12 protein-coding genes, 1 pseudogene and 1 riboswitch are annotated in these 12,953 nt (G+C 35.9%); of the genes and pseudogenes, 7 read left to right on the forward strand and 6 right to left on the reverse strand.

The features are described 5' to 3' along the window. The coding region (locus BCI01S_RS02465; RefSeq protein WP_268874788.1) for a PEP-utilizing enzyme at nucleotides 1–272 on the forward strand (272 nt) is incomplete at its 5' end. A gap of 346 nt (nucleotides 273–618) precedes the next feature. On the opposite strand, the gene BCI01S_RS02470 is transcribed toward BCI01S_RS02465, so the two are convergent. Both BCI01S_RS02470 and BCI01S_RS02475 read right to left on the reverse strand, forming a co-directional pair. Then, entirely contained in the window at nucleotides 619–1,623 is a 1,005-nt protein-coding gene (locus BCI01S_RS02470) for a serine hydrolase domain-containing protein (RefSeq protein ID WP_061796568.1), read from the reverse strand. A 218-nt stretch (nucleotides 1,624–1,841) separates the two neighbouring features. Continuing rightward, the gene (locus BCI01S_RS02475; RefSeq protein ID WP_061796570.1) at nucleotides 1,842–2,864 is read right to left on the reverse strand and encodes a C45 family autoproteolytic acyltransferase/hydrolase; all 1,023 of its coding nucleotides are present in this window, start codon (nucleotides 2,862–2,864) and stop codon (nucleotides 1,842–1,844) included. Between the two features lie 230 nt (nucleotides 2,865–3,094). Between BCI01S_RS02475 and BCI01S_RS02480 the strand changes: the two genes are divergently transcribed. Together BCI01S_RS02480 and BCI01S_RS02485 are read left to right on the forward strand one after the other, a co-directional pair. Next, nucleotides 3,095–3,685, forward strand: a complete 591-nt coding sequence (locus tag BCI01S_RS02480) for a DUF1349 domain-containing protein (RefSeq protein WP_061796572.1) — start codon at nucleotides 3,095–3,097, stop codon at nucleotides 3,683–3,685. 312 nt (nucleotides 3,686–3,997) lie between these two features. Beyond that, nucleotides 3,998–4,480, forward strand: coding sequence for a hypothetical protein (locus tag BCI01S_RS02485; RefSeq protein WP_061796574.1), 483 nt, complete (start codon nucleotides 3,998–4,000; stop codon nucleotides 4,478–4,480). A 311-nt stretch (nucleotides 4,481–4,791) separates the two neighbouring features. On the opposite strand, the gene BCI01S_RS02490 is transcribed toward BCI01S_RS02485, so the two are convergent. After that, nucleotides 4,792–5,475 (reverse strand): ArsR/SmtB family transcription factor, encoded by a 684-nt coding sequence (locus BCI01S_RS02490; protein WP_061796576.1) that lies wholly within the window; start codon nucleotides 5,473–5,475, stop codon nucleotides 4,792–4,794. A 91-nt stretch (nucleotides 5,476–5,566) separates the two neighbouring features. Here BCI01S_RS02490 and BCI01S_RS02495 point away from each other — a divergent pair, with 91 nt between their 5' ends. After that, nucleotides 5,567–6,043 carry a DinB family protein gene (locus BCI01S_RS02495; protein WP_047940120.1) on the forward strand — a complete coding sequence of 159 codons (477 nt, stop codon included), beginning with the start codon at nucleotides 5,567–5,569 and terminating at the stop codon, nucleotides 6,041–6,043. 797 nt (nucleotides 6,044–6,840) lie between these two features. Here BCI01S_RS02495 and BCI01S_RS02505 read toward each other — a convergent pair. Beyond that, nucleotides 6,841–7,596 (reverse strand): SDR family NAD(P)-dependent oxidoreductase, encoded by a 756-nt coding sequence (locus BCI01S_RS02505; RefSeq protein WP_061796580.1) that lies wholly within the window; start codon nucleotides 7,594–7,596, stop codon nucleotides 6,841–6,843. Nucleotides 7,597–7,850: 254 nt separating this feature from the next. Between BCI01S_RS02505 and BCI01S_RS02510 the strand changes: the two genes are divergently transcribed. Together BCI01S_RS02510 and BCI01S_RS24585 are read left to right on the forward strand one after the other, a co-directional pair. Then, complete coding sequence (locus tag BCI01S_RS02510; RefSeq protein ID WP_268874791.1) at nucleotides 7,851–8,708, forward strand: AraC family transcriptional regulator; 858 nt, start codon at nucleotides 7,851–7,853, stop codon at nucleotides 8,706–8,708. A 194-nt stretch (nucleotides 8,709–8,902) separates the two neighbouring features. Then, a pseudogene (locus BCI01S_RS24585) lies at nucleotides 8,903–9,586 on the forward strand (IS1595 family transposase); the annotation flags it as partial. 205 nt (nucleotides 9,587–9,791) lie between these two features. Here the strand turns inward: BCI01S_RS24585 and BCI01S_RS02520 are convergent. Beyond that, nucleotides 9,792–9,914, reverse strand: a complete 123-nt coding sequence (locus BCI01S_RS02520) for a hypothetical protein (protein ID WP_061796584.1) — start codon at nucleotides 9,912–9,914, stop codon at nucleotides 9,792–9,794. A 147-nt stretch (nucleotides 9,915–10,061) separates the two neighbouring features. Continuing rightward, a riboswitch (cyclic di-AMP (ydaO/yuaA leader) is annotated at nucleotides 10,062–10,207 on the forward strand. A 146-nt stretch (nucleotides 10,208–10,353) separates the two neighbouring features. Between BCI01S_RS02520 and kimA the strand changes: the two genes are divergently transcribed. Beyond that, nucleotides 10,354–12,180, forward strand: coding sequence for a potassium transporter KimA (kimA, locus tag BCI01S_RS02525; protein WP_061796586.1), 1,827 nt, complete (start codon nucleotides 10,354–10,356; stop codon nucleotides 12,178–12,180). Between the two features lie 258 nt (nucleotides 12,181–12,438). Here the strand turns inward: kimA and BCI01S_RS02530 are convergent, their stop codons facing one another. Continuing rightward, entirely contained in the window at nucleotides 12,439–12,879 is a 441-nt protein-coding gene (locus tag BCI01S_RS02530) for an NUDIX hydrolase (RefSeq protein ID WP_235844429.1), read from the reverse strand. Between the last annotated feature and the right edge of the window lie 74 nt (nucleotides 12,880–12,953).

Genomic DNA, 12,953 nt, shown 5'->3' on the forward strand with positions numbered 1-12,953 from the left:
GCCGCGCTCGCGTTATCTTAAACTTGGAAGACGCAGATTTAGAAGATGGAGATATACTAGTCACAACCTTTACGGACCCTAGCTGGACACCATTGTTTGTATCAATAAAGGGTCTCATCACCGAAGTGGGTGGACTTATGACGCATGGAGCCGTTATTGCACGGGAGTACGGATTACCAGCTGTGGTTGGAGTAGAAAATGCCACGAAACTAATAAAAGACGGACAAAGAATCAGGGTGAATGGAACAGAAGGATATGTAGAAATATTATAACTCATTACCTTCAAGCATTCAAACTAGGAGAATGCTTGATATTATGGCTCTTTGCCGCCTATGATAAAAACCTCGTTACTTGGACATATAGCGGGATAGCAACTGATGATTGTTATTAGTATGTTAAGATAGATAAGTTTTTCCCAAAGAAAGAAGCCATGTTATTTAATCTCTATTCAAAATGGCTTCTTTTGATTTTAAGGTGAAATCGTTTTGTGTGGTGTTTTCGGCCAAACTTTATCTTTATGCTCCATTTCACTTATTACAGGAATATGCCCCATAGATTAGAGAAGTGCATATTCCTGTTAAATTACATACAAATGTTTACTAGACATTATAACAATCTTTAATTTTGAAAGGTATCAGCAACTAAATTACTAAATTCCTTTAAATAATAAAGGTAGTTTTCACCTCCATAGTTATAACGTTTATTGTACATCTTCGCAACGACCACATTGTATTTAGGAATAACCAAAAGTGTTGGTCCTGTTATTCCCAATATTTGATAAGAACCTTTTGGAACTCTATGACCAAGTTCACTGTAAACTGCAGGATCACCTTGCACATACCAAAACAATCCATTTAATGGTAGTTTATTATCTCTATAAATAGGACTATGGATTTGAGTCGCAATCTCGATAACTTCTTTGGGCACAATCTGCTTTCCGTTTGCAAAACCTTTATTTAAATGAAGATTTCCCCACTGTGCAAACTCCCGTGCAGTGGTATGTAAGTTTGCCTCCATTCCATCAGCAGAATTCCCTAGTTTGAAGGCTCCTTCATCTTCACGATTAATGATTTGTTTTACTAATAATTCACTCTCTTTCGTTTGCCAAGCTGTTTCCCTAAAGCCCAATTTTGAAAATACTCTTTCTTCCAAAAAATCTGGAAAACTTATTTTAAATAGACGATTTACTAGTTCTGTCATCATTGACACATTAATCCCTCTATAAGCCCAATTTTGCCCAGGTTCAAACTCTCGAAAAATAGTACCATCCTCTTTTTGGTGTAACCCGTGCGAGTGGGTAACTAAATGACGTAAAGTTGTTTTACCTAATAATCCTTCATCCATATCTCCAAAGTAATCACTGGCATAATCATTAATACTATTAATTTTCCCCTCATATATTGCATAGGCCACTACTAATCCAAGGTAGCTCTTTCTAGCAGATGCTACATTAAATTGAGAAGATGCAGTGATCGGATTTGCTTTAGTGGAATTGGAATGAAAGCCATTATAATGTTCAAGTATTACTTCATTATCCTTTAAAATATATAATGCTGAGCTACTACTTCCATTTTTTTCTCTAATATTCTCTACCCACGTAATCAATTTATCAAGATGCTCCATGCTACTACTCCTTCTAAATCCATAAACTGTATAATTCCTTTATTAATATTCTCTACAAATTATAGAAGTCCTTTTTCCCCTAAACTCCGATAGTTACATAAGAGTCCCCTTCTTTGTAATTGAGCTACGCTTCAACTTCTAGCATGATGTTAATCCTTCTAAAAAACGTCTAATCCCTTTGTATCAAGGTTTTAGACGTTTATTAAAAAGGATTGAAGCTAATTAATTGTCTCGATATAACCTGTCATCTTTTTGCTGGCAAGATCTGCTCCATTTGTCCAATTATGAAAATTAAAATCGAGAACTTCCTTTCCTTGCGCTAGAGAAGTAAGAATTCTTGATTCTTGGAAAGAGTAGGAAAATGTGTGTAGTGTTCCGAATAGTTGGTCATAATTCTGAAAGAATACGGGAGAATTTTTCTTTGCGAATATGCTAAACATCTCTTGCTGTGTTCGTTTCTTCCCTTGGAATGATTGTAAATAATTATTTCTTTTGACGGAACCATTAATAGCTGATCTGTTTTTGTCTTGGAGTTCAGAAGTTTGAAAATGATTAACACATGATAAGAGCTTCTCATCCTTTCTAATGCACACTTTTTCTGGAGTTGCTTCTATCACCGCGATGTTTCCTTTTTTATCTCCCACCGAAAAATTATAGCAGGCTGAATGAGGGATTTCTTTTAGCAGAGCAGATGCGTCATCGACCGAAGAACAAGTATCCAAAGCCATCCGTATTGCAGCCCATGGGGAAACACCCTTTGTATATCCACTATAACTAACAAAATGGAAGCCCATCACTAACCCTTTCTCATTAACTCCATCATGTCTCCCTAAAATTTGCAAATTATAGCCTGCGGTGGCCAGCGTATTCTCCGCTTGGATACAACTAAAAATACCATCATACAGATTGGGAGAAAAATCGTAGTTCCGAACATAGATTTCATCTGTAAGAATAGCCGTGCATCCCATCACATCTATCTTGGGAACGTGATAACCGCTAAACATGGATGCAGCTCTGATAGACGAAATCCCCAAACCCTGGGCCAGTCCTTCTAATTCCTCTAATAGATGTGGAGCATATGCGGAATAGATGGAGTGCATATTTTCATAATCAATGTCCTGTTCGAAAAACTCACTCCACATCTTAACAATAGAACGCCCCAATATTCTCTCTGCTGTTTTTAAACCAATATGAAAAGAACGATCCCTAATTTGAATAATATCCACCTCAAAATTCTTCATGAAATCCCCTCCATTATTGTTTCTAAATCTGACTATACTTAAAAAGAAAAATAATTTCCTGTCTTTTTATGCTCTTTTTAGACTGTTATGAAATATATCCTTTTTTTATCCAATAGGACCTCTAAGTAAAAATGTTGTTATTTATTGGAAGCGCCATTTAGTTTATAATATTAGGCGAGGAGGTAATAGGATGTATTGCAAATAGCTCTATCTTTAAAGGAGGGAAAAATATGTTAAATTTCAACTGGATTAACGAAAGCACTATCGTGGAAGAAGACGGCAGAATAGAAATATACGCTCTAAAAGAAACTGATTTTTTCTGTAACAATGGCGCAATTGGAGCAGAAGGTATCACGCCTCAATCATTGTGTAACGCGCCCTTTTACTATACAGAGGTGGCAGGTGATTTTATCATGAAAGTAAAGGTTTCTCATGATTTTAAGGACACTTATGATTCTGCTTCCATAATGGTTATGAAGGATATGACATATTGGGCAAAGGCTTGTTTTGAATTAACTGATTTTGATACTCATGCAGTTGTAAGCGTTGTAACGAAGGAAGAGTCGGATGATGCGAATGGTTGCAATATTGATGATAATGCTGTATGGCTACAAGTATGCAGAAGTGGACATTCTTTTGCATTCCACTACTCCACAGACGGTCAAAATTATTATATGATGAGATTTTTCAGCTTGCCTGTTGATGAGATTGTAAAAGTTGGACTATTAGCACAAGCTCCCTTAGGAAATGGCGGAAAGAGAATTTATGAAAACTTGAGTATTGAAAAGAAGACCGTAAAGAATATTCGTATGGGTAAATAGATAAGTCAAGATATCTTCTTCGATTGGTGTAACAGTCAATCGATTTTTTTCGTTCACCGAATTTGAATATATCCACTATGCAGATGTAACCATCATTAGAATAGCAATCAGCAATAACTCTCCTGTAGTTCCCCCAAAAAACTTAGGTAAGGTCCTAACAAAGAATTGCTACAAATTACTTTACTAATTGAGACATTAATAAAAGCGTGTACTTAATCTTTTATATTCGTTAAATTAAAAACAAAGTGCCATTTATTATGCATAATAAATAATCTAAAAAAGAATCCTATAAAAAACAGGGAGGATTCTAAGATGTCATTAAAACTACAACGGTCATACAATATCTTACTGCTTGTTCTATCGTGGTTATCGTTAACTCTTATTGATTCTCGTAATATAAAAAGATTTTTTCCTGCCACACTCACTATAGGGATAATCGAAATCTTAAATGCATGGATTGGAAAAAAACGAAAGTGGTGGGTTTTCTATAATAAACCAAATTCTTATTGGTTTGGTGAATTACCATTTAATGCTGGACCATTTGTCTTTATCTCCCTATGGACACTAAAATTGGCATATGGAAATTTCAAGAAATTTCTATTAATCAATGCAATGATACATGCCTTCTTTGCATTTCCTTTTTCATTTTTTGCAAAGAAAATAAAATATTATTCATTGGTTCGATTTAATCATTTCCAATTTTTTATGTATTTCTTTTTAAAAGCACCATTGTTATATTTCCTTCAATTTTATTTGGAAAAGAAAAATCTGTTCGGGCTATTCAAACAACGGTAAACTTATATCCATTTCCTTCATACTGTTATCTCATAAATACAGCAAAAGTCTCCCATTATCATTAATGAGAGACTTTTAACTTGAAAATAGCCTTAGTATCATTTGTGATCCTTCAAAGCTCTATGAGCATAAAGGAATGCTACTATTTTCTTTTAAACACTCACTCGTTTACTCCCCATTACTAGTTGCCCGAAAAAAATAGCTTTTATCTTTCTTACCGCCTTATTGTTTAGATTAGAAATAAACTTTAATATACTATCAAAACTATCTTATTATACCTATCCACTAACCAAAAAGGCAAGACAAACCCTTTACATTTCAATACCTAGGATATTATATAACTTTTCTTTTCCTTCTATGGTAATTTTCACTGCTCGATCAGGCAGCTTTTCAATCCAATTAAGTTCTAATAATTTTAATAAAACTGCATGACCTAATGATCCTGCTAGATGATAACGCCTTTCGCTCCAGTCTAGACACTTTCTAGCGAAATGTCTTCTTTTATTTCTCAGAGTGTCAAGATCAATTCCAAAATCACGAAAAAACGTTTCTCCCTCTTCCGTTACGCTAAAATTATCCTCTTCCTCAATCATATATCCTTTTACAATAAAGGCTTCGGTTAACTTTACACCAAGTCTCCCTGCCAAATGATCATAACAAGTTCGAGCGATTTTAATCTTTTCTGCTCGTGAAGAATCTTTTAATGAGCGAATGCGCACAGGTGGGGCAATAACGATCAATGTCTCTATTGCTCTAGCAACATCGGTATTTGCTAGACTATAATAGCGGTGTCTGCCATGTTTTTCTACACGGATCAATTTTCCTTCAACCATTTTAGAAAGATGGCTGCTTGCTGTTTGTAGGGTAACGTCTGCTTTTCTTGCTAGTTCATTCGCTGGAAGTCCATCAAGTCCGAGAAGAGCCTCCAACATAGCCGCTCTTGATGAATCAGCCATTAGTTTTGCAACATATGAAAAATCGGGGCTAATAGCCATGACCATCCTCCCTTTACATTGATAGTTCGATTATAACCGAAGTTTTTATATGCTACTATTATAAATATCAATTTGAAAGGAGATTCACCTAATGGGTAAAACAGATTTATTAATCTTAAATTTTAAAGAGGTACGACGTAGAAGTATAAAAGTTTGGAAAGCAATCCCTCCTCAGCTGCTAAAATGGAAGCCAGACGAAGAGGCCCTTTCATGTGCTGACATGATTAGACATGTTGTTGAAGGAGAATATCTTTATCATCAAATGCTTATTAACAAAGGCAGTATCGAGCCCAATTCTTTTCACAATCCATTCGAGCAGAAGGAATTTACAACCGTTGAGGAAGAATTAAAATTCTCTCAACCATATCGTGAGGAATTTTTGACATATATTAAATCAATTAGTAATGATGACCTTGAAAATGGAATGATTGACCGTTCAGATGTTGGTTATATTAGAACACTTGAGGATATGCTCTTGCGTATTGCTTATCACGAATCAGTACATACAGGTCAGTTATTGGGCTATATGAGGACAATGGGGATTGAACGACCGCAAATTTGGGATTAATATTCTATTATTTTTATATTGTAATTTGATATCTATGTTAAATAGATAAAAATAGAAACAGCGAGAATGCAAGTTTGTAAGTTTAGAAAAAAATTATTCATTCCAACATAAGCGCGATAGGAAGCAACTAATTTACTGATATGGATACGGTGTTGAACCAGACTTACTTCGTAAATTTTTTGCTTGATGCGCGCTTATTATTATTCTCTTTCTTATTTTTTCAAATACATAGGTGATTCTTTAATAAAATCAAGGGAGTCTACCAGTTTTCAATAGGCTCCCTAATAGACTTACCGTTATTTAATGTGGCGGAGAGTAAATTTTAACGGTATCAGTATCCAAAACAAAATCAATCATAATTTCCTCAGAATAAGGGAGTTGCTCAAAATTACGAAGTCTACAAAAAACGATGCGAGAGGCACTTCAATCAAAGGATAACTTTTTTACTTGGAATACATTTGCTTCAAAAGTTTTTTAGAACACTTTCTTCCGGTAAGTAGAGCTTTGTTAAAGAATCCATCCATTTCAATACTCAGAATAATCACGACTCTGTAGATTTGTGTTTTCAAAATCCCGGTAAGACACTACTACCCCATCTGTTAACAGCGAAAATCCACCTCCAAGGTTGTGTCCATTTTACAAAATGGTTGCATTCGCTTGAAGGTGTTTTAGCTATCAGTTTCACTTTCTGTTTGGAGGAGACTTGGGCGACTTGGGCGACTTGTGGTATATGAGCCGTGAATCGTCCAGCTTCCATCGTTTCACCAGTTTTCTATTCTCCTATCATTTTAATTTACTTAAAGTAAATGTCCACCAGACACTTCAATGTCCTGGGCCGTAACCCAGCCGAAATCATCGGACAACAAGTTCACAATCACCTTTGCAAGATCTTCAGGTTGGCCGATTCTTCCAAATGCAGTTTGCTCTGCCAGAGGCTGGATGAATTCAGGATGTTTATCAAATGCTCCATCGCCAAAATTGCTGTGTGTTGGACCGGGTGAAACAGCATTGACTCGAATTTTTCGAGGAGCAACTTCTTTGGCGATATAGCGAGTCCAAGAGGAGAATGCAGCTTTTAACGAGCCGTAGACAGAGTAGCCTGGGAACGATTGGTTCTTGGATGTACTCGTGGTATTTACGATGGCTCCCGCATCATCCATAAACCGGACAAGGTGTTGAGTTAAAAAAACCGATCCTTTGAAGTTCGTGTTAAGGATTTTGTCGAAGTACTCTTCGTTCATCTCGGCTAACATCATTGGCCCACCAATACCGCCATTATTGACTAAGTAGTCAAAAGTCCTACGATTCCAAATTTCTTTAAGGTTCGTTTTCACTTCCTGTGCAAACCCTTCGAATGTTGATAGTTGAGTTAGATCCAACTTCAGTGCAATAGCCCGAACTCCTTCATTCTTCTCAATTTCCTTTACGACAGCTTCTGCGCGGTCCTTATAGGAATTGTATGTGAGAATGACGCTAATTCCGCGCATGCCAAGCTCTAGAGCAGTACTCTTTCCAATGCCGTTACTACCACCTGTTACGATTGCAATTTTCATCAAATATCTCTCCTTTTTGTTTGATCAGAATTCAATTTTAATTAATCCTTCAAATATAAACTAGATTTAATGATGCCTTTTAATTGCCTAAAAGCACCAATGATGATTTCACATCATCCTGTTTCCCTTATTTCCGCATCAAAAAAACGCCTATAAGTGCCTTGAGATATCGGTAGTGTGTTGAGGAATAGGTATTCATGTGATAAGATTGGCCTATGGAAAAGAAAAAAGTTATAGATGAAATTATCAATTTAATGGAAAGAGCAGGCACTCGACCAATTGAAACCGGTGTACCGAGGCTAAGCATGATTAAGGGGGACATTCCAACACATCAACTCACAGCACTCTACAAGCCGACAATTGGTTTTACGGTTAAAGGAACAAAGATTCTATCAATTGGGGAGCGTAACACGAACCTGGAAGGACCTTCATATTACCTGCTGCCGATACACGTCCCTGCATCGGCGAGTGTACATTCAGATTGTGATGGTCATCCTTACATGTCCCTTGGTCTTGAATTGAATCAGGATGTTCTTCAACAACTATTAAGAGATTTACCTGAGAATCAAATCCCAACTACTTCTGAAGATTTCGCCGCATGTGAAATAGACATTGAACATATGGAGGTATGGCTGCGGTTATTGCGATTAACGAAAACACCCAAAGATATTCCAGCTCTAGCACCAGCATATGAACGAGAAATTCTTTATCGCGTTTTGATGGGACCACAAGGATGGTATTTGAGGCAACTTGGACTGCGAGAAAGTAATTTCTCTAAGGTTTCTCAAACTGTCGAATGGCTGCGTAACAATTATACAAATTCTATTGAGATCGGTGATTTGGCATCAAGATCTGGTATGGCTAAAAATACCTTTCACCGTCAGTTTAAACAGGCAACGGGTTTAAGTCCGATTCAATTTCAAAAGCAATTAAGGCTTTTGGAGGCTCGAAACCTTATCGCATTTGAGGGCTATGCAGTAGCCAGTGCAGCATATCAGGTTGGCTATCATAGCCCCTCACAGTTTAACAGAGAGTACTCCCGCTTTTTCGGTTTATCTCCAGCACGGGATACCCAGAGACTAAGACAAATCGAAAGTGCGAGGTTTGGTTAGCCGCATATCACCTTTTCCCTCAGCGGAAGAGGCTTTTTTCATGCGCTTTTTGGAGGTATGACAGGCTCTATGGATAGGTACTATTCAAACAAATATTCTATATAAAGGCTCTGTGAAAGATTAATGTTGAAAATTGATACCTTTCAAATAATTGTTTATAATAAGAACGAACATTCTTATCGGAGAGTTCAACGATGAGTAAAGCGTTTAGTATCGATAAATTATCGCATACAGAAAAAAACATGAGTATCAATAGGTAATACGTTATGTTGAACCTTCCTCAACTGTTGATGGTCGCTTAATCGATGAAATGCGAGAAGTGCGTTTAAGAAGGTTTTGAATGCCCTCATTGCGCTTTAGAACACATTAATCGATTCGATAAAGTTAATGGTCGTCAACGATATCGCTGCAAGGCTTGGCGTAAAACATTTACGGATACTACAAAAACATTTATTCTACAGAAGACACAAGTTGATATCGGCTATTAAACAAATAGATTTTGAACAATTTGATGGTATCGTTGAAGTAAACGAGACTTATTTTTTATATTCTCAAAAAGGGAAACATGGCATTAGTGAACGCAACAAACCACGTAAGCGAGGCGGCAAATCAGCACAGAGGGATTAACAAGGAACAAGTCTGTGTTCTAGTTGCAAAAGACCGAACTAAAGCAACCGTTTTAAAAGTAGTTGTATGGGCGTGTTGTGAAACTAAAGTTGACGGTATGATAGGCTCTAAACTAACACCTAATAATGTACTTGTAACAGACGCCTTGAGAGCCTATAAAAAGTATGTCAAAGAAAAAGGGTAAACACTACCTCATTAAATTAAACGATGGGAAACACGTTATCAAAGGTTTATATCATATTCAAAAACTGTATTTGTACTTGAGGGGTGTGTTCTCTATCTTGCATAAAATCGTGTATATTCCTTATTGTTGTAACCCCTCTTACTATACCTAAATCACAATAAATCAGGTTTCCAAGATTATATATTAAAACAACAATTAAATAACAGAGCCTTTCGATAAACTAATTAAAGTCCATAAAATAACGTTAACAATTTTATTTCTTTTTAAAGCTGTTATCCCTCCGACTCATCATCTTTACTTTCTTCCTCTTCCGGTTCTCCATTTAGTTGATTAATTTCTTTTACTAATTGATCTAAAAATTCATCTGAAATAATAAATTTGTTTTCTTTGCTCATAAAATTCCTCCTTTATTAATTAACTTTTATTATGTAAGTGAAAAGGAAAATAGCTATTTCTATTAGCTTTTCCAGCTTCACAATTATTACACAAAATAACTATTTACATTTCCCAAGTACGAGAGTAAGATAATATCGTTGTTTCAAATTTCTAGATCGCTGAAACCATACGGTACGGGGGAACCATTCTTTGCTGGGCGTTTATTATGCCCATGGGGTGAATCCTTTTTAAGGTAGGGCTACTCAAGGCCCGAATCCGACAGCTAACCTCGTAAGCGTTAATATGAGAAGGAAGGTGGAACTTGTGACACAAGAAAATTAACGTGCCTACAAGTCTATTAATAATGGCTTGTAGGCTTTTTTATTTAATTACGTAAATGAGTAAAAACATTATTTGAGGTAGTTATTAATAACACATATAATCAGGCGGTGAATTCGCATGTTAGGTTCCATTAAAAGATTATTAATTGGACGTCCATTGAAATCCTATGAACTAGGTGAACAAAAACTCAACAAAACAAAAGCTTTAGCGATTTTATCTTCCGATGCTCTGTCTTCGGTTGCTTATGGTCCTGAACAAATTTTGATCGTTTTAATAACGATAGGTGCGACTGCGTTTTGGTATTCCATCCCAATCGCAATAGGAGTATTAATTCTTTTAAGCGCCCTTATCTTATCCTATAGACAAATTATCTTTGCCTACCCAAATGGCGGCGGTGCTTATATGGTGTCTAAAAGCAATTTAGGGGTAACTCCTGGATTAATTGCTGGAGGTTCCTTATTAGTAGATTATATCTTAACGGTTGCAGTAAGTGTCTCTGCTGGTACAGATGCCATTACATCTGCTTTTCCTGCTTTACATGGTTATAATGCAGAGATTGCCATTGCATTTGTATTTCTTCTCACTGTTTTAAATTTGAGAGGAGTGACGGAATCTGCTTCTATATTAGCCTATCCCGTTTATTTATTTGTCTTAGCATTATTTATTTTAATTGGCGTTGGTATCTATAATATATTGACCGGAAATGTTCCATCTGAATTGCATACGCCAATCGGTACTCCTGTAGCGGGAATCAGCTTATTTATTATATTAAAAGCATTTGCTTCAGGAAGCTCTGCATTAACAGGAGTCGAAGCAATTTCAAATGCGATTCCTAATTTCAAAAAACCAGCGCCTAACAATGCTGCTAAAACACTAGTCATGATGGGAGCTTTACTAGCGGTATTATTTGCAGGGATTGTTACTCTCGCCTATTTTTACGGAATCACACCGAAAGCAGAAGTGACAGTTGTTTCTCAAATTGCTGAGGGAGTCTTTGGGCGTAATTTTATGTATTTCTTTATTCAAGTAACTACAGCCTTGATTTTAATTCTTGCTGCTAATACTGGATATTCTGCTTTTCCTTTACTTGCAGTTAATCTTGCAAAAGATAAATTTGTTCCTAGGATGTTTCTCATTCGAGGAGACCGTCTAGGTTATTCCAATGGGATAATCATTCTTGGTCTAGCTTCCATCCTATTAATATTAGTATTTAACGCAAAAACAGAGCATTTAATTCCACTCTATGCTGTTGGTGTTTTCCTCCCATTCACATTGTCTCAAAGTGGCATGATGGTTAAATGGCTTAGAGAAAAACCAAAAGGCTGGGTACCGAAATTTATTATTAATACCATTGGTGCAACGATCAGTTTCATCGTTACAATGGTATTCTTTATAACAAAATTCTCCCAAATATGGTCGATTTTAATTTTCTTGCCTATCATCGTGTTTATCTTTTATAAAATAAATAAGCACTATTTAGCAGTTGGTGATCAGCTTAGACTTACTACTTCTGAACCGCCATTGACTATTCAAGGAAATGTGATGATTGTACCTATAGCAGGAATGACACATGTCGTGGAAAATACGTTAAATTACGTTAAATCACTTAAACCAGAACAAATTATTGCTGTTTATGTTTCTTTTGAGAGAGAAGAAGAAAAAGTATTCGAAGCGAAATGGAATAAATGGCAGCCCGAAATTAGGCTTGTAACACTTCATTCGTATTATCGAAGTATCATTAACCCGCTTAGAAAATTTGTTGATACAATTGAACATAAAGCAAAAGAAGGAAACTATCAGGTAACAGTGGTGATTCCGCAATTTATACCGAAGAAAGGCTGGCACAATATCCTTCATAATCAATCTAGTTTATTGATTAGAACATTTTTATTGTACCGAAGAAATGTAGTAATAACAACCGTACCTTATCATTTAAAAAAATAAAATAGCAAAATTGGTCCTATTCAAGCTAAAAGGAGTTTCTTTTTCATTATAAAAGAGACTCCTTTCTTATTATTATATGGAATGTAATAGAAAAAAAAGAGCCTGTTAGATCGCGCATGATTATTTGTATTTACCTTACATCTCCTACCTATATCATTTTACAATAACCGTAATGCTTAAAACGCTTGTTCCTTTTTCTCATTTGTATAAACTTATCCTCTTATTAAATGAAATACCGCTTTAATAAACCGAAAGAGATTAACCAACTCTGCTTAAGGCCTGATACACTGCCCAACAATGATGTTCATGAAAAAGCTGGCCTTTCACACTATCAATATCTATCCACTTTATAAAGTGGTCATCTTCGATAGGGTCTTGTATTTTTTCTAACAGTTTTGCCAAGTAAAAATATCCCTCGTTTATTAATGGTTCATTCTTAGTCGATTGAAAATATCTCTTTGCATCACCGATAAAAGTCCCTATGGATATTCTATATCCCGTTTCTTCCAGCATTTCTCTTTCTAGACATGCTTGATAGCTTTCATCATTTTCCATTCCCCCACCAGGTAAAAAATAATGCCCTCTGGAATTCTGCACAGTTAATACCTTATCCCTCGCAATAGTAAAAATAACAGCATACACACTCTTTCTCTTTTTATAATCAAGACCAGCAACTTTTTCTCCAAAAACCTTATACACTTTCTCTCCTCCTCGCTCTAACATTCATTTTATTCTTCAAGTAATCTGCTCTGATGCATATATAAAGATTTTTT

This window comes from Niallia circulans NBRC 13626 (genome assembly GCF_001591585.1).
GTDB classification, from domain to species: Bacteria; Bacillota; Bacilli; order Bacillales; family Cytobacillaceae; genus Niallia; species Niallia circulans.

Excerpts from the sequence above, each read along its gene's own strand:
- BCI01S_RS02470 (WP_061796568.1), bottom strand. The coding sequence starts at position 1,623 with ATGGAGCATCTTGATAAATTGATTACGTGGGTAGAGAATATTAGAGAA.
- kimA (WP_061796586.1), top strand. The coding sequence starts at position 10,354 with ATGTTAGGTTCCATTAAAAGATTATTAATTGGACGTCCATTGAAATCC.
- BCI01S_RS02485 (WP_061796574.1), top strand. The coding sequence starts at position 3,998 with ATGTCATTAAAACTACAACGGTCATACAATATCTTACTGCTTGTTCTA.
- BCI01S_RS02480 (WP_061796572.1), top strand. The coding sequence starts at position 3,095 with ATGTTAAATTTCAACTGGATTAACGAAAGCACTATCGTGGAAGAAGAC.
- BCI01S_RS02475 (WP_061796570.1), bottom strand. The coding sequence starts at position 2,864 with ATGAAGAATTTTGAGGTGGATATTATTCAAATTAGGGATCGTTCTTTT.
- BCI01S_RS02510 (WP_268874791.1), top strand. The coding sequence starts at position 7,851 with ATGGAAAGAGCAGGCACTCGACCAATTGAAACCGGTGTACCGAGGCTA.
- BCI01S_RS02490 (WP_061796576.1), bottom strand. The coding sequence starts at position 5,475 with ATGGCTATTAGCCCCGATTTTTCATATGTTGCAAAACTAATGGCTGAT.
- BCI01S_RS02520 (WP_061796584.1), bottom strand. The coding sequence starts at position 9,914 with ATGAGCAAAGAAAACAAATTTATTATTTCAGATGAATTTTTAGATCAA.
- BCI01S_RS02505 (WP_061796580.1), bottom strand. The coding sequence starts at position 7,596 with ATGAAAATTGCAATCGTAACAGGTGGTAGTAACGGCATTGGAAAGAGT.
- BCI01S_RS02495 (WP_047940120.1), top strand. The coding sequence starts at position 5,567 with ATGGGTAAAACAGATTTATTAATCTTAAATTTTAAAGAGGTACGACGT.